This is a genomic window from Pseudomonas sp. NPDC086566 (assembly GCF_050280885.1).
GTDB classification, from domain to species: Bacteria; Pseudomonadota; Gammaproteobacteria; order Pseudomonadales; family Pseudomonadaceae; genus Aquipseudomonas; species Aquipseudomonas vlassakiae.
On record NZ_JBNNWD010000018.1, the window covers coordinates 1 to 14,881 of the forward strand.

Below are 14,881 nucleotides of genomic sequence, written 5' to 3' on the forward strand. Positions count from 1 at the left end.
AGGCTGACAACCATGGCGTAACAGGTTCGGCACGTTGCAACAAATGTAGGAGCGGATTTATCCGCGATGCGCCGCGCGGGCGGCGCTCGATCTCACAGGCACCCGGCAGCGGCACTTGGGCAGCAGCCGGGCAGAAACCGTCCATACTTGAGCCCGTCACCCTTGCCAGACAGGCCCACCATGCCCAAGCGCTTGCCCATGATCGACCTGCGAACCCTGGTACTCGGCATCGTCGTGCTGGCCTGCCTGGCGACGCTGGGCAATGCCCTGTATGTCGCCTACCGGGTGCAGTACAACACCTTGGTGCAGTTCTCCCTGCAGGCCAACCAGGCGTATGCCAGCAAAGTGGCCTTGAGCATCACCGAGTTCCTGCGCTCGGCCCGTAGCCACCTGAACTACAGCGCCTCGCAGCTTGCCGGCGGCCTGGACGACCGGGCGTTATTGCAAGCCGAAGCCAAGCGCCTGCAAGCCCAGGATGAAGACTTCAACTCTATCGTCATCGTCGATGCGCAAGGGCAAGTGCGGGTGGCGTACCCGGATGCTCGCCAGATCCTCAGCCACCGCCAGCGATCATCGGAGGTTCAACAGGCCATCGATGCGCGCAAGCCACTGGTCAGCCCCGCCTACACATCACGGGGTGACGAACTGGTGGTGTTCATTTAAGAGCCGATCTTCGCCGCCGACGGCGGCTATCTGGGCATTGTCGGTGGCTCGGTGTTTCTCAAGAAAGAAAGCGAACTGCACACGGTGATCGGCCAGCACTACCAGCATGACGGTACGTTTGCCTTCGTCGCCGACGCCAACGAACGCCTGCTGTATCACCCCGACCATGAGCGCATCGGCGCCCTGGCCACCGGCAGCCCGACCATCGAGGCAGCCCTGCGCGGCGAGACCGGTAACCTCGATGCACCCAACTACATCGGCATTCCCATGCTCGCCGGCTTCGCCCCGGTGCCTGACACGCACTGGGCAGTCGTCGCCCAGCAGCCACGCGAACTGGCGCTGGCCCCGCTGCATGAATTGATGCGCAAAGTGCTGTTGTACATTGTTCCGGCCAGCCTGATCGGCTTTCTCCTGATGTTGTGGGTGACGTACTGGCTGATCAAGCCGCTGCGCCAGTTGGCACACGGGGCCACGCACCTTTCAGCCAGCGAAACCGCCAATGAACTGCACGGCATCAACGCCTGGTATGTCGAAGCCGCTGCCATCCGCCGCGCGCTGATCACTGCCGAACGCCTGTTGCAGGAAAAGTTCGGCAAGCTGCGCCAGGAAGCCCAGAGCGATGCGCTTACCGGCCTGGCCAACCGACGGGCGCTGCAACTGGCACTGGATGCCTTGATGGAAAGCGAGCGGGCCTATGCTGTGCTGGCCCTGGACATCGACTTCTTCAAGCGGGTCAATGACACCTATGGCCATGACGCCGGCGATGACGTACTCAAGCACCTGGGGGAAGTACTGCGGCAGAATTCCCGCCTGCATGACCTGCCTTGCCGGGTAGGCGGCGAGGAGTTCACCATGCTGTTGCCCGATACCACCCTGGCCGATGCCCGGCGAATCGCCGAGCGCATCCGTGAGGCGGTCGAACAGGCCGACACGCCCCACTGCGGCAAACTCACCCTGTCGGTCGGTGTGGCCTGCCGCCAGCCCGACACCGAACAGGCCGAGACCCTGCTCAAGCAGGCCGACGAGATGCTGTACAAGGCCAAGCAGAATGGCCGCAACCGCGTCGAGGTGCTGGACTTCAGCCCCTCACACCCAGCATCCCCCGCTCCACGATGAAGTCGATTACAGCTTGCAGGCCTTCGCCTTTCTTGAGGTTGCTGAAGGTCCAGGGACGCTGCGGGCGCATGCGCTGGGTATCGCGCTCCATGACTTCCAGCGAAGCCCCCACGTACGGTGCCAGGTCGGTCTTGTTGATCACCAGGAAGTCCGATTTGGTGATGCCAGGCCCCCCCTTGCGCGGGATCTTCTCGCCTTCGGCCACGTCGATCACATAGATGGTCAGGTCGGCCAGCTCAGGGCTGAAGGTGGCGCTGAGGTTGTCCCCGCCGCTCTCGACGAAGATGACTTCAAGGTTGCCGAACTTGCGCGCCAACGCTTCGACGGCAGCCAGGTTCATCGAGGCATCTTCGCGGATCGCGGTGTGCGGGCAGCCACCGGTCTCGACGCCAACGATCCGTTCAGGCTCCAGGGCACCGGCCTCGGTGAGGATGCGCTGGTCTTCCTTGGTGTAGATGTCATTGGTGACCACGGCGATCTGGTAGTGGTCGCGCATGGCCTTGCACAGGCACTCGAGCAGCGCGGTCTTGCCAGAGCCGACCGGGCCGCCGACACCGACGCGCAGGGGTTGCTGATAGCTTTGCATGTAGGCAGTCCTCAGGAACGGAACAAACGGGTGTATTGGGTTTCGTGACGCGAAGATGCGATTGCCAGCAGCGGCAGGCCGCCGCCGAGCTGGTCATCGGCCAAGGCCAGGGCCTGGTCCAGCACGCCGGGCAGTTCAGCACCCAGGTCGCGCAGCAGGGTCTGCGCCGCCTGCTGGCCGAACGGCACCAGCTTGACCCCGGCCATCACCGCGCCTTCGAGCCAGGCGAAGGCATGGCCGAGGGCCAACTGGCGTAGCGGGATCTGCCAATGGGCGGCAAGCCAGGCCATGCCGCCGAGCTGGCTGAGTTCAAGGCTGGCACGCCAGGCCGGCTCCTGGCCCAGCTGCCAGCCATCGAGCAGGCGCGCCAGGGCCGAGCCGCGCTGCTGTTCTTCCAGGCGCAGCTCGGCGGTTTCGCGGTTGGCCAGCAGGAACCTGCTCCAGTGCCCGAACGCCTGTGCATCGCCGGCCTCGCAGGCGCGATACAGGCGCGCCAGCACCGGCCAATCCAGACAAGCCAGGGTGTCCTGCAGCTGCTCCCGTTGCCAGGCGCTGAAGCTGGCAGTGTCACGCACCCAGCCAGCCTCGACGGCCCACTCCAAGCCTTGCGAGTAGGTGAAGCCGCCCACCGGCAGGCCGGGGCTGGCCAGCTGCAGCAGGCGCAGCAGTGCCAGGTCGCTGTTCATCAACCGGCCAGCACCAGTGCGGCGCCCGCCAGCATGCCGCCACCGAAGGCCTTCTGCAGGCCGCTGTGGCGGCGCAGCAGGCAGCCGACGCCGAAGCCGACGGCCAGCAGCAGGCCGCTGACCGTGACGAAGCCAGCGCTGAACATCCAGAAGGCGCTTGGCGTGGCTTCCACGCCGTGCGCCCAGCCGTGGAACAAGGCAAACACCGGCATGGCCAGGGCCAGCAGCAACTGACGGCTCGGCAGCAGCACGGCAACGGCAGCCACCAGCACCGACACGGCAATCATGCTTTCCATGCCCAGCACATCGCCGAACAGGTGGCCGCACACGGCGCCAGCGAACATCGACGCCAGGGTGGCCAGTGGCAGGGCGAGGTTGCGCCGGGTCAGCGCAGCCAGCACACCGGTACCCAGCAGCATCAGCAGGTGGTCAAGACCGGTCAGCGGGTGCAGCAAGCCATCCTGCAGCGGGTTGCCGTCGTGACCGGGGTGGGCGAAAGCTGGCAGTGCGACCATCAGCAGGGCAAGGGCGAAAGTCTTTTTCATGGTGGGCTCCTTGGATGAGGGATTCAGGAATGGGCTGGCAGGCGCACGAACGGATGGTCGTTGCCATGGCTGTGACTGTGGCTGTGGCTGTGGCTGTGCGGTGCGCTCTGGTAGGCGCCGGCTTCAGGCTCGAACGGTGCCTGCTCGGCCAGCACCGTCAGGCCCAGGCCGCGCAGCATCTCGTCGAGCACATGGTCGTGCTGGTAACGCAGCAGGCCTGGCTCGATCTGCAAAGGCACATGGCGGTTACCCAGGTGGTAGGCGGCACGGGCCAGCAGATGCGGGTCGTCGCAACGCACCGTCGACACCGCTTCAGGTGCAGCGAGGATGCGGATCACCTGGCTGCCTGCGGCATCGGCAAGCAGCTCGCCGCCGCGCAGCAGGTGGCCACGCTCGAGCATCAGGCCGGCTTCGCGACCGTCATCGAGGACCACGCGCAGGCGGCTCTTTATGCGGCTGTCGACATCCAGGGTCACAGTACCGGTGACGGTCTCGGATGCCTCGATCCGACGGGTCAGGACAATCATCTTCACTCCTTCAGAACAGGAAATAACGCTGGGCCAGCGGCAGTTCGCTGGCCGGCTCGCACACCAGCAACTCGCCGTCGGCGCGCACCTGGTAGGTCTGCGAATCGACTTCGATCACCGGCTGCAAGGTGTTGTGGACCATGTCGGCCTTGCGCACCCGGCGGCAGCCGTGCGCCACGCCGATCAGGCTCTGCAGCCCCAACTCCTGGTGCAGGCCACGGTCCATGGCGGCCTGGGGCAGGAAGGTCATGCGCGTGGCGTGACGGGCCGCACCCAAGGCACCGAACATCGGCCGGTAGTGCACGGGCTGCGGGGTTGGAATCGAACCGTTGATGTCGCCCATTGGCGCGGTGGCGATCATCCCGCCCTTGATCACCAAGGCCGGTTTCACCGCGAAGAACGCCGGTGACCACAGCACCAGGTCGGCCAGCTTGCCCACTTCCACCGAACCGACTTCATGGGCGATGCCGTGGGTCAGTGCCGGGTTGAGGGTGTACTTGGCGATGTAACGCTTGACCCGGAAGTTGTCACTGTATGCGCTGTCCGGCGCCAGCGGGCCGCGACGCAGTTTCATCTGGTGCGCCACTTGCCAGGTGCGCAGCACCACTTCGCCGACCCGGCCCATGGCCTGGGAGTCGGATGAGGTCATGGCGAAGGCGCCCATGTCGTGGAGGATGTCTTCGGCGGCGATGGTCTCGCGGCGGATGCGCGACTCGGCGAAGGCCACGTCCTCGGCAATGCTCGGGTCCAGGTGGTGACAGACCATCAGCATGTCGAGGTGCTCGTCGACGGTGTTGACCGTGTACGGCAGGGTCGGGTTGGTCGAGGACGGCAGCACGTTGGCCTGCCCTGCCGCACGGATGATGTCCGGGGCGTGGCCGCCACCGGCACCTTCGGTATGGAAGGTATGAATGGTGCGATCACCGATGGCAGCCAGGGTGTCTTCGATACAGCCCGACTCGTTCAAGGTGTCGGTGTGGATCGCCACCTGGATATCCATCTCTTCGGCCACACCCAGGCAGCAATCGATGGCGGCCGGGGTCGAGCCCCAGTCCTCGTGCAGCTTCAGGCCCACGGCACCGGCGGCGATCTGCTCGCGCAGCGCCTCGGGGCGCGAGGCGTTGCCCTTGCCCAGCAGGCCGATGTTGATCGGCAGGCAATCGGCGGCCTGGAGCATCCGCGCCAGGTACCAGGGCCCCGGCGTGCAGGTGGTCGCATTGGTACCGGTGGCCGGGCCGGTGCCGCCGCCAATGAAGGTGGTGACGCCACTGGTCAGCGCCTCATCGACCTGCTGCGGGCAGATGAAGTGAATGTGTGAATCGATGCCGCCGGCGGTGACGATCTTGCCCTCGGCAGCGATCACCTCGGTACCTGGGCCGACCGGCACGGTCACGCCCGGCTGCACGTCGGGATTGCCAGCCTTGCCGATGGCAGCGATGCGCCCGCGCTTGACGCCGATATCGGCCTTGACGATGCCCCAGTGATCAATGATCAGCGCATTGGTCAGCACCAGGTCCATGGCCTCGGCCGCGAGCATCTGGCCCTGGCCCATGCCGTCGCGGATGACCTTGCCGCCACCGAACTTGACCTCTTCGCCATAGATCGTAAAGTCCTTTTCGACCTCAACCCACAACGCGGTATCGGCCAGGCGAACGCGGTCGCCGACGGTGGGGCCGAACATGTCGGCATAGGCCCTACGGGAAATACGGCTCATGCCCTACCCTCCAGTGCGCCATTGACCTTGCCCTGGAAGCCGTACACTTCACGCTTGCCGGCGTAGGCCACCAGCTGCACGGTGCGCGCCTGGCCCGGCTCGAAGCGCACAGCGGTGCCAGCCGGGATATCGAGGCGAAAACCACGGGTCGGTTCACGCTCGAACACCAGTGCATCGTTGACCTCGAAGAAGTGGTAATGCGAGCCGACCTGCACCGGCCGGTCGCCATGGTTGGCCACGCTGACGCTGACCGTTTCACGGCCGATGTTGAGTTCGATGTCGCCAGCGGCGACCTGAATTTCACCTGGGATCATGCTGGACTCCTGCTCCAGGTCAGACGATAGGGTCGTGCACGGTCACCAGCTTGGTGCCGTCGGGGAAGGTCGCCTCGACCTGCACGTCATGCAGCATCTCGGCGACGCCCTCCATGACCTGCTCGCGGCCAATCACTTCGCGGCCCAGGCTCATCAGCTCGGCCACCGTGCGACCATCGCGGGCCCCTTCGAGCACCGCAGCGCTGATCAGCGCCACCGCCTCCGGGTAGTTGAGCTTCAGGCCACGGGCCAGCCGCCGTTCGGCCAGCAGCGCGGCGGTGAACAGCAGCAGTTTGTCTTTCTCTCTCGGGGTCAGCTCCATGGCGCTCTCTCAAGTGGCCCAGATGCGCGGCGGGCATGCGGCCAGGCCGAGAACGGCCGGGCGCAGGGCATGCCAGAGGCGCTGCAGGGTGTGTTGCAGGTGTTGGTTGTCGTGATCGAGCAGGCGGATCACCAGCAGCGAACCGAGCAAGGTGGCGCCTGCGGGGGTGTCAAGTTCGTCGAGCAGCGCGCGCACCTGTTCGAGCACGGCAGTGTCTGCAGGCGAGGCGCAGAATGTGGCGACCAGCGGGTGGCCACCGACCTTGGCCAGTTGCCCGCCTGTAATACGCAGGCGCTCATGGAGGCCGGGGTCGCCTGGCAGCTCGATGCACAAACGGCTGTCCAGTGCACCTTGCTCGAAGCGCTCGTTCATCACCGGCCGGCCCAGGCACAGGGTTTCCCAAGCCAGCAGCCTGGCGCCGGGTTCGAGGGTGAAGCGGCTGTCGAGGCTGGCCCGGGCGCCATTGAAGAAGATGCTGTCCTGGGGCAGCCACTCCAGTGTGCTGCCGGCCTGCAGGTGAAAGCGCTGGGCTAGCCGCGCGGTGGGGCCGATGCTGCGGTAGAACTTGCTTGCGCCAGGCATGGTCAGCAGCGCATGGCTGCCGGGTTCGAGGTGAATGTCCAGCTCCAGCCGGTCACCGGCGACGATACCGCCGGGCGGGTGCAGCACATAAACGTGGCACGGCGCCCCCTCAGGATAGAACGGTCGCTGCACCAAAAGCGGGCCGAAATGCCGACGCGCACCAAGGCGGGTCACGCCATTGCGCTCGACGAAGCGCAATTTCAAGTGCGCGCTCCAGCCGGCGTCCTGTTCCGATGGTTCGATCTGCTCCGCGAGCGACATCCTGCGGCCCCTTGGTATCCGTGGCCTGACGGCCGTTTTGAGGGTCATGCGTGGCCTATTCGGGCAACCGCAGACTGACCACTCGATCAAATTTCGCTGGCTGGATATAGCAGGTTGCGGGCCAACTACGCAGGTGAATGAACATGAAATCTTCACGGCGACGGCTCTGGCATGGGGCATACGGGTATGCATCGCCCATTGCGGGGGCGGCACTTGGCCCTGTTTCGGTGCTGCGCTAAAGTCTTTGTTCTACCTTCGGCCAAGGAACCGCCATGCCCCTCGCCCCTGCCATTCCGGTCCTGCGTATTTTCTCGGTCGACAAGGCCAAGGAGTTCTATCTCGAGTTCATGGGCTTTCAGCTCGACTGGGAACACCGCTTCAGCCCGGACCTGCCGCTGTACGCGCAGATCCACCGCGACGGCCTGATACTGCACCTGAGCGAACACCACGGTGACGCCTGCCCGGGCTCGACCGTTTTCGCCCGTACCGAAGACCTGCTGGCACTGCAGCGCGAACTGCTGGACAAGCAGTACGGCTATGCCCGACCTCAGGCCGAACGTGTCGACTGGGGCCTGCAGATGCAGATCCGCGACCCGTTCGGCAATCTGTTGCGCTTCTGCCAGCAGATTGATGATGAGGATGCCCAGTGAAAGCCATGAGCAAGCGCGACCTGGCACGCCTGGAGCGCGAGCTGGTCGCCTGCCTGACCGATGCCTGCGAAACTGCAAAGGGCGAGATCGTCGGTTTCACCTGGCTGACCCATCGGCTGGCCCCCGCTGATTTCCCGGCCAGCCTGCGCATTACCTGGGTGTTCGAGCGCGAGGCCGATAAAGCAGCAGCGCTGGCGGGTGAGGCGAAGGCACGCATGCTGGCGCTGACGGCCCAGGCACTCGACACGGCGGGGGTAAAGCTGGACCACGTGGCCTGGCATGTGCGCTTCGACAGTGAAGAAGCCTGCTCGCGCAGCCATGCAGGTGATTGGAACAGGCGCCTGCGTTGAGGAAGTGGCCAGGCGGGCCTTTACCCGCTCTCGCCGCTCGGTTAGGCTTTCGCATCCACTTCCACGAGGTATTCGTCCAATGCGCCATTGATGCCGCCGTCCCTTCGACGGCCAGTCTTCAGGCTCCGGCAACCACCGGAGATGTTGCGGCATGAGTGGAGTTGTGCATGACGAATACGTCGATCCTGACGCTGGACAGCGTCTCCCTGACCTTGCCTGATGGCAGGTCTCTGTTCACCGATCTCAACCTGTCGCTCGATCAACGCCGTACCGGCCTGGTCGGGCGTAACGGCGTGGGCAAGAGCATGCTCGGGCAGATGCTGGCCGGCCGGCGCGAGCCCAGCAGTGGCCGCTGCCTGCGCCATGGGCGGGTCTATTACCTGGACCAGCGGGCGATCGAACACAGCCTGCGGGTGGCCGACCTGGCCCAGGTTGGCGAAGTGATCGCTGCGCTGGAGCGCATAGAGCAAGGCGGAGTCAACCCGGACGATTTCGAGACCGTGGGCGAGCGCTGGAACATTCGCGAGCAGCTGCACCAGCACCTGCAACAGCAGGGCTTGGGGCACCTCGACCACCAGGACCCGATCGCCCGCCTCAGTGGCGGCCAGGCCATGCGGGTCGCCCTGCTTGGTGCCTGGCTTAGCGAGGCCGATTACCTGATCCTCGACGAACCCAGCAACCACCTGGACCGCAAGGGTCGCGCCGAACTGCTGCGCATGCTCCAGGCCTGGGACAAGGGATTGCTGGTCATCAGCCATGACCGCGAACTGCTTCGGTACATGATGCGCATCGTCGAACTGTCGGGCCTGGGCCTGCAATCGTTCGGCGGCGACTACGACTTTTATGAACGAAACAAGGCTGAGCAGCGCGAACAGGCCTTGCAGGCACTCGACCGCGCCAAACAGGAACGCCTGCACCAGGCCCGCGAACTGCAGCGCCAACGCGAACGCCTGGAACGCCACCAAGCACGCGCCAGCCGCCAGGCAAAGCATGCCAACCAGGCGAAAATTCTCGTCGACCGCCAACAGGAGCGCAGCCAGGCCACCGCAGGGAAGCAACGGCGCGACCACCGCACGGCCCTGCAAGAGCTACAGGCGCAGGTGTGCGAGGCGGCTCGCCACGTCGAGCAGGACAGTCCGGTCGTGGTTCACCCGCCAGCACCTCGACGCCATGCGGGAGGTGAAGTGTTGCGGCTGCAAGGGGCGCGACTGCCCAGGGGCAGCGCCCAGGCGATCGACCTGCGCCTGTGCCTGGGCCAACGGATGGCCCTGACCGGAGCCAATGGCAGCGGCAAGTCCACTGTATTCCAGGTGCTGCTCGGCAATCTGCCGCTCAAGGCCGGCGAACTGCACCAAAACGGCGAAGTGGCGTTGCTCGACCAACATTGCAGCGCCTTGCCGAGCCGGCACAGCGCACTTGATCACCTGTCAGCGGCCAACCCGACGCAGGGCCAGGCCACCTTGCGCACTCGCCTGGCCCAACTGGGCCTGGATGCTTCTCGCATCGAGCTGCCCAGCGGCCTGCTGAGCGGTGGCGAGCGGCTCAAGGCGGCACTGGCCGCAATCCTGTACGGCGAACGACCGGTTGATCTGTTACTGCTCGACGAGCCCGGCAATCATCTCGATCTGCCTTCGCTGGAAGCCCTGGAACGCATGCTGGACCGGTTCCAGGGGGCCTTGCTGGTCAGCTCCCATGATGCTGTGTTTCTCGAACGTCTGAAACTTGACGGTTACGTGCATCTCATGTGAGAGCGAACCTGTGTCGCAACAGGGCTGCGACCTGGCCCTTGGACCGGGGGCGCTTCGCCGCCTTTCGCGACTCAAGGCCGCTGCCACGGTTCCCGAGTCGCGAGGTTTGTATTATCGTGGCGTGGTGCGCATATAACAGCAGCCCGAGCGATCGGGCACTTGCAAGACAATCGAGGGTGTCATGAGTAACGAGAGCATTAACTGGGACAAGCTGGGTTTCGACTACATCAAGACCGACAAGCGCCACCTGTCCGTATGGCGCAATGGTGAGTGGGACAAAGGCACCCTGACCGAAGACAACGTGCTGCACATCAGTGAAGGCTCCACCGCCCTGCACTATGGCCAGCAATGCTTCGAAGGCCTCAAGGCCTACCGTTGCAAGGACGGCTCGATCAACCTGTTCCGCCCAGACCAGAACGCCGCCCGCATGCAGCGCAGCTGTGCGCGCCTGCTGATGCCGCAGGTGCCGACCGATGTCTTCATCGAAGCGTGCAAGCAAGTGGTCAAGGCCAACGAGAAGTTCGTACCGCCGCACGGCAAGGGCGCGCTGTACCTGCGCCCGTTCGTCATCGGCACCGGCGACAACATTGGCGTGCGCACCGCCCCCGAGTTCATCTTCTCGATCTTCGCCATCCCGGTTGGCTCGTACTTCAAGGGCGGCATGAAACCGCACAACTTCCAGATCTCCAGCTTCGACCGTGCCGCCCCTCAGGGCACTGGCGCAGCCAAGGTCGGTGGCAACTATGCGGCCAGCCTGCAGCCAGGCGCCGAGGCCAAGAAGGCCAACTTCGCCGACGCCATCTACCTCGATCCGCTGACCCATACCAAGATCGAGGAAGTCGGTTCGGCCAACTTCTTCGGCATCACCGCCAACAACGAATTCGTCACCCCGAAATCCGCCTCGGTACTGCCAGGCATCACCCGCCTGTCGCTGATGGAACTGGCACAATCGCGCCTGGGCCTGACCGTGATCGAAGGCGACGTCGAGATCAACAAGCTCGACCGCTTCGTCGAAGCCGGCGCTTGCGGTACCGCTGCGGTGATCACCCCGATCGGTGGTATCGAGTACAACGGTAAGCTGCACGTGTTCCACGACCTGGAAAAAGTCGGCCCGGTCACCCAGAAGCTCTACAGCGAGCTGACCGGCATCCAGAGCGGCGACGTCGAAGCGCCAGCCGGCTGGATCGTCAAGGTCGCCTGAGACGCTGCGCCACGCTGATCGACGGGGCATGCCAGACACTGGCATGCCCCGTTTTGTTTTACCCGGCGTAGATGAATTTTTCTTAAATCGCCGTTTGGCTATTCTTTGGCACAATCAAGTCTTCTATAGACGCCCAGGAACGAGCATGCCACGCGTACTGACCATCGAAGACGACGCCGTCACCGGCCAGGAAATCGTCGCCGAACTCTCCAGCCACGGCCTGGAAGTGGATTGGGCCGACAACGGCCGCGAGGGCCTGGCCAAGGCCATCGCCGGCGGTTACGACCTGATCACCGTAGACCGGATGCTGCCCGAGGTCGATGGCCTGACGATCGTCACCACCCTGCGCAACCTGAAAATCACCACGCCGATCCTGATGATCAGCGCCCTGTCCGACGTGGACGAGCGCGTGCGCGGCCTGCGCGCCGGCGGCGACGACTACCTGACCAAGCCGTTCGCCTCCGACGAAATGGCGGCACGGGTCGAAGTGCTGTTGCGCCGCAACAGTGTACCCATGACCCAGACCCGCCTGCAGGTCGCCGACCTGCAGCTGGACCTGATCAGCCACGAAGCCCGCCGCGGCGAGCAGACCCTCAACTTGCTACCCACCGAGTACAAGCTGCTGGAATACCTGATGCGCCACAGCGGCCAGGTGATCACGCGGATGATGATCTTCGAGGAAGTCTGGGGTTACCACTTCGACCCGGGCACCAACTTGATCGACGTGCACATCGGGCGCCTGCGCAAGAAAATCGACTCCCCCGGCCAGTCGCCGCTGATCCGTACGGTACGGGGCTCGGGCTATGCCATTGCTGAACCCGTCTAAGGGCTGGAGCTCGTCCACCAGCCGCCTGCTGGCGCTGTACAGTTTCCTCTTCGTGGCCTGGAGCAGCATCCTCATGGGGGTGCTGTATTTCGAGGTGTCCAGCTACCTGAACAAGCTGACCCGCCACTCGATGCTGCAGCGCCAGCACCTGTTCGCACACATGAGTGGCAAACAGCTCGACGACGCCCTGGTCGCCAGCCAGGCGTTCGAAGAACGCAGTTTCGATGCCTATGGCCTGTTCGATGCCCAGTTCAACCCGGTGGGCGGGCGGATTCGCGCGATCCCCCCGGACCTGGGCCTGGACGGCAAGGTGCACGAACTCAAGCGCTGCCTGGATGCCGATGACCCGCACATGCCACGTGACAGCTGTGATGCGGTGGCGATCAGGGTGCAAGATGGCCGTTGGCTGGTCCTGTTCCGCGACAATGGCTCGTTGTTCGTGGTGACCCGCATCATCCTGCACGCCTTGCTGTGGGGCATCTCGCTGACCCTGATTCCAGGGTTTGCCGGCTGGTACCTGCTACGGCGCCGCCCGCTCAAGCGCATTCGTGCCATTCAGGCCCAGGCCGAGCTGATCGTTGCCGGCGACCTCACCCACCGCTTACCGCTGTCAGCGCGCCGCGATGAGCTGGACATGCTCGCCGATATCGTCAACGCCATGCTCGACCGCATCGAGCGGCTGATGCACGAAGTCAAAGGCGTATGCGACAACATCGCCCACGACTTGCGCACGCCCCTGACCCGCTTGCGGGCACAGCTTTACCGTATTCGTCAGCAAAGCGCGCACGATTCACCACAAGCCGAAGCGCTGGACCAGGCGATCGGCGAGACGGACACATTGATGGCGCGCTTCCGTGGCCTGCTGCGCATCAGTGAGCTGGAAGACCGCCAGCGCCGCGCCGGCTTCGTTCAGCTTGATCCGCACGACTTGCTGGTGGAACTGCACGATTTCTATCTGCCCCTGGCCGAAGATGGCGGCATTCGCCTCAACCTGGAACAGCCGGCCCAGTTACCGGCGCTGCACGGTGATCGCGAGTTGCTGTTCGAAGCGCTGGCCAACCTGGTGGGCAATGCCATCAAGTTCACGCCCGAAGACGGCCGGGTTGCCATCAAGGCGACTCAGGATGAGCTGGGGGTGCACATTGCTGTCGAAGACAGCGGGCCGGGGATTCCCGAAGAGGAACGCGCTGCGGTGTTGAAGCGGTTCTATCGCAGCGAGGAAGGCCACCGTCATTCCGGGTTCGGCCTGGGACTGTCGATCGTTGCGGCGATCGTTGACCTGCACGGGTTCGGGCTGGAGATTGGCGAGAGCGAGCTGGGTGGGGCGAAGCTGGTGTTGCACTGCCCATTGGCCGGGCTCGCCAAATAAATTTTGGGGCTGCTGCGCAGCCCCAATTACGCCGATCAGTCGGCCAGACGCCAGGTAGTAGCACCCTTGCTGTCTTCCAGCACCACGCCCATGGCCGTGATCTGGTCACGGATACGGTCAGACTCAGCCCAGTTCTTGTCCGCACGCGCCTGCAGACGCGCCTGGATCAGGGCTTCCACCTCCGCCGCATCGACCTTGCCTTCGGCGCCGGCACGCAGGAAGTCATCGGCCTCCAGTTGCAGCACACCCAGCACATCGCCCAACTCCCGCAGGCGACCGGCCAGGCCCGCCGCCGCATCGACATCGCTGTCACGCAGGCGGTTGATCTCGCGCACCAGGTCGAACAGCACGGCGCAAGCTTCCGGGGTACCGAAGTCGTCGTTCATCGCCACGCTGAAGCGCTCGACGAACGCCTCGCCACCCTTGGCGGCAACCCGCGGCAGGCCGCGCAGTGCATGATAGAAGCGCTCCAACGCGCCCTTGGCATCGCGCAGGCTGTCTTCGGAGTAGTTGATCGCGCTTCGGTAGTGGCTGGCCACCAACAGGTAGCGCACCACCTCCGGGTGGTACTTGTCGAGCACGTCGCGAATGGTGAAGAAGTTGTTCAACGACTTGGACATCTTCTCGCCATTGATACGGATCATGCCGCAGTGCATCCAGCTGTTGGCGTACTGCTTGCCAGTGGCCGCCTCGCTCTGCGCGATCTCGTTCTCGTGATGCGGGAACTCCAGGTCGCTGCCGCCACCGTGGATGTCGAAGCTTTCGCCCAGGCAGCAGGTGGACATCACCGAGCACTCGATGTGCCAGCCCGGACGGCCCGGGCCCCACGGCGAATCCCAGTAAGGCTCGCCCGGCTTGACGCCTTTCCACAGGACGAAGTCCAGTGGGTCCTGCTTGGCCTCGTCGACCTCGATGCGGGCGCCGATACGCAGGTCTTCGATCTTCTTGCGCGACAGCTTGCCGTAGCCGACGAACTTGCCGACCCGGTAGTACACGTCGCCGTTGCCCGGCGCGTAGGCGTAGCCTTTGTCGATCAAGGTCTGGATCATCGCGTGCATGCCGGCGATATGGTCGGTGGCACGCGGCTCCAGGTCCGGCTTGAGGATGTTCAGGCGGCGCTCGTCTTCGTGCATCGCGTCGATCATGCGCGCGGTCAGCGCGTCGAACGCCTCGCCGTTTTCGTTGGCGCGGTTGATGATCTTGTCGTCGATGTCGGTGATATTGCGCACGTAGGTCAGGTCGTAGCCGCTTTTACGCAGCCAGCGGGTCACCAGGTCGAACGCCACCATGCTGCGGCCGTGGCCAAGGTGGCAGTAGTCGTACACGGTCATGCCGCACACGTACATGCGCACCTTGTTGCCATCGAGTGGCTTGAAGGCTTCCTTGGTCTTGCTCAACGTGTTGTAGATGGTAAGCACGGC

Annotated in this window: 17 protein-coding genes; 8 read left to right on the plus strand and 9 right to left on the minus strand. The window is 64.5% G+C overall.

The annotated features are described in order from the left end of the window. Window positions 1-198 precede the first annotated feature (198 nt). Together ACQKPS_RS26295 and ACQKPS_RS26300 are read left to right on the plus strand one after the other, a co-directional pair. The gene (locus ACQKPS_RS26295; RefSeq protein WP_427606178.1) at window positions 199-663 is read left to right on the plus strand and encodes a PDC sensor domain-containing protein; all 465 of its coding nucleotides are present in this window, start codon (window positions 199-201) and stop codon (window positions 661-663) included. A 51-nt stretch (window positions 664-714) separates the two neighbouring features. Then, complete coding sequence (locus ACQKPS_RS26300; protein ID WP_427606180.1) at window positions 715-1,779, plus strand: sensor domain-containing diguanylate cyclase; 1,065 nt, start codon at window positions 715-717, stop codon at window positions 1,777-1,779. On the opposite strand, the gene ureG is transcribed toward ACQKPS_RS26300, so the two are convergent. Genes ureG through ACQKPS_RS26340 form a run of 8 tightly spaced genes read right to left on the minus strand, consistent with a single transcriptional unit; the run spans window position 1,742 to window position 7,316 of the window. Beyond that, entirely contained in the window at window positions 1,742-2,365 is a 624-nt protein-coding gene (ureG, locus tag ACQKPS_RS26305; protein ID WP_027916761.1) for an urease accessory protein UreG, read from the minus strand. The genes ACQKPS_RS26300 and ureG overlap by 38 nt on opposite strands. 11 nt (window positions 2,366-2,376) lie before the next feature. Next, complete coding sequence (locus ACQKPS_RS26310) at window positions 2,377-3,051, minus strand: urease accessory protein UreF (RefSeq protein ID WP_254485211.1); 675 nt, start codon at window positions 3,049-3,051, stop codon at window positions 2,377-2,379. Then, a complete protein-coding gene (locus ACQKPS_RS26315) occupies window positions 3,051-3,596 on the minus strand; it encodes a HupE/UreJ family protein (protein ID WP_254485210.1) in 546 nt (181 codons plus the stop codon). Before ACQKPS_RS26315 ends, ACQKPS_RS26310 begins: the two co-directional genes overlap by 1 nt. A gap of 23 nt (window positions 3,597-3,619) precedes the next feature. Further along, on the minus strand, window positions 3,620-4,123 hold the full coding sequence (ureE, locus tag ACQKPS_RS26320) for an urease accessory protein UreE (RefSeq protein WP_254485208.1): 504 nt from the start codon (window positions 4,121-4,123) through the stop codon (window positions 3,620-3,622). Window positions 4,124-4,133: 10 nt separating this feature from the next. After that, window positions 4,134-5,837, minus strand: a complete 1,704-nt coding sequence (ureC, locus tag ACQKPS_RS26325) for an urease subunit alpha (protein ID WP_254485207.1) — start codon at window positions 5,835-5,837, stop codon at window positions 4,134-4,136. Beyond that, window positions 5,834-6,151, minus strand: coding sequence for an urease subunit beta (locus tag ACQKPS_RS26330; RefSeq protein WP_254485206.1), 318 nt, complete (start codon window positions 6,149-6,151; stop codon window positions 5,834-5,836). Before ACQKPS_RS26330 ends, ureC begins: the two co-directional genes overlap by 4 nt. Before the next feature lie 19 nt (window positions 6,152-6,170). Then, window positions 6,171-6,473 carry an urease subunit gamma gene (locus ACQKPS_RS26335; RefSeq protein ID WP_027916767.1) on the minus strand — a complete coding sequence of 101 codons (303 nt, stop codon included), beginning with the start codon at window positions 6,471-6,473 and terminating at the stop codon, window positions 6,171-6,173. A 9-nt stretch (window positions 6,474-6,482) separates the two neighbouring features. After that, window positions 6,483-7,316, minus strand: a complete 834-nt coding sequence (locus ACQKPS_RS26340; protein WP_254485205.1) for an urease accessory protein UreD — start codon at window positions 7,314-7,316, stop codon at window positions 6,483-6,485. A 272-nt stretch (window positions 7,317-7,588) separates the two neighbouring features. Here ACQKPS_RS26340 and ACQKPS_RS26345 point away from each other — a divergent pair, with 272 nt between their 5' ends. The 6 genes from ACQKPS_RS26345 (at window position 7,589) to ACQKPS_RS26370 (ending at window position 13,460) form a co-directional block, all read left to right on the plus strand. Further along, window positions 7,589-7,966 carry a glyoxalase superfamily protein gene (locus tag ACQKPS_RS26345; protein WP_054887308.1) on the plus strand — a complete coding sequence of 126 codons (378 nt, stop codon included), beginning with the start codon at window positions 7,589-7,591 and terminating at the stop codon, window positions 7,964-7,966. Then, window positions 7,963-8,316: a hypothetical protein gene (locus tag ACQKPS_RS26350; protein WP_054887309.1), complete on the plus strand. Its 354-nt coding sequence runs from the start codon at window positions 7,963-7,965 to the stop codon at window positions 8,314-8,316. Before ACQKPS_RS26345 ends, ACQKPS_RS26350 begins: the two co-directional genes overlap by 4 nt. 167 nt (window positions 8,317-8,483) lie before the next feature. Then, window positions 8,484-10,064: an ATP-binding cassette domain-containing protein gene (locus ACQKPS_RS26355; RefSeq protein WP_427606186.1), complete on the plus strand. Its 1,581-nt coding sequence runs from the start codon at window positions 8,484-8,486 to the stop codon at window positions 10,062-10,064. A 181-nt stretch (window positions 10,065-10,245) separates the two neighbouring features. Then, window positions 10,246-11,265 carry a branched-chain amino acid aminotransferase gene (locus ACQKPS_RS26360; protein WP_427606188.1) on the plus strand — a complete coding sequence of 340 codons (1,020 nt, stop codon included), beginning with the start codon at window positions 10,246-10,248 and terminating at the stop codon, window positions 11,263-11,265. A gap of 145 nt (window positions 11,266-11,410) precedes the next feature. Next, the gene (locus ACQKPS_RS26365) at window positions 11,411-12,091 is read left to right on the plus strand and encodes a response regulator transcription factor (RefSeq protein WP_054887312.1); all 681 of its coding nucleotides are present in this window, start codon (window positions 11,411-11,413) and stop codon (window positions 12,089-12,091) included. Continuing rightward, window positions 12,069-13,460, plus strand: a complete 1,392-nt coding sequence (locus ACQKPS_RS26370; RefSeq protein WP_254485202.1) for a sensor histidine kinase — start codon at window positions 12,069-12,071, stop codon at window positions 13,458-13,460. Before ACQKPS_RS26365 ends, ACQKPS_RS26370 begins: the two co-directional genes overlap by 23 nt. Window positions 13,461-13,495: 35 nt before the next feature. On the opposite strand, the gene cysS is transcribed toward ACQKPS_RS26370, so the two are convergent. After that, the gene (gene cysS, locus ACQKPS_RS26375) at window positions 13,496-14,878 is read right to left on the minus strand and encodes a cysteine--tRNA ligase (protein ID WP_103447067.1); all 1,383 of its coding nucleotides are present in this window, start codon (window positions 14,876-14,878) and stop codon (window positions 13,496-13,498) included. Between the last annotated feature and the right edge of the window lie 3 nt (window positions 14,879-14,881).

Coding starts and splice junctions, on each gene's coding strand:
- ACQKPS_RS26295 (WP_427606178.1), top strand. CDS start 199: ATGATCGACCTGCGAACCCTGGTACTCGGCATCGTCGTGCTGGCCTGC.
- ureG (WP_027916761.1), bottom strand. CDS start 2,365: ATGCAAAGCTATCAGCAACCCCTGCGCGTCGGTGTCGGCGGCCCGGTC.
- ACQKPS_RS26310 (WP_254485211.1), bottom strand. CDS start 3,051: ATGAACAGCGACCTGGCACTGCTGCGCCTGCTGCAGCTGGCCAGCCCC.
- ACQKPS_RS26315 (WP_254485210.1), bottom strand. CDS start 3,596: ATGAAAAAGACTTTCGCCCTTGCCCTGCTGATGGTCGCACTGCCAGCT.
- ureE (WP_254485208.1), bottom strand. CDS start 4,123: ATGATTGTCCTGACCCGTCGGATCGAGGCATCCGAGACCGTCACCGGT.
- ureC (WP_254485207.1), bottom strand. CDS start 5,837: ATGAGCCGTATTTCCCGTAGGGCCTATGCCGACATGTTCGGCCCCACC.
- ACQKPS_RS26330 (WP_254485206.1), bottom strand. CDS start 6,151: ATGATCCCAGGTGAAATTCAGGTCGCCGCTGGCGACATCGAACTCAAC.
- ACQKPS_RS26335 (WP_027916767.1), bottom strand. CDS start 6,473: ATGGAGCTGACCCCGAGAGAGAAAGACAAACTGCTGCTGTTCACCGCC.
- ACQKPS_RS26340 (WP_254485205.1), bottom strand. CDS start 7,316: ATGTCGCTCGCGGAGCAGATCGAACCATCGGAACAGGACGCCGGCTGG.
- ACQKPS_RS26345 (WP_054887308.1), top strand. CDS start 7,589: ATGCCCCTCGCCCCTGCCATTCCGGTCCTGCGTATTTTCTCGGTCGAC.
- ACQKPS_RS26355 (WP_427606186.1), top strand. CDS start 8,484: ATGACGAATACGTCGATCCTGACGCTGGACAGCGTCTCCCTGACCTTG.
- ACQKPS_RS26360 (WP_427606188.1), top strand. CDS start 10,246: ATGAGTAACGAGAGCATTAACTGGGACAAGCTGGGTTTCGACTACATC.
- ACQKPS_RS26365 (WP_054887312.1), top strand. CDS start 11,411: ATGCCACGCGTACTGACCATCGAAGACGACGCCGTCACCGGCCAGGAA.
- ACQKPS_RS26370 (WP_254485202.1), top strand. CDS start 12,069: ATGCCATTGCTGAACCCGTCTAAGGGCTGGAGCTCGTCCACCAGCCGC.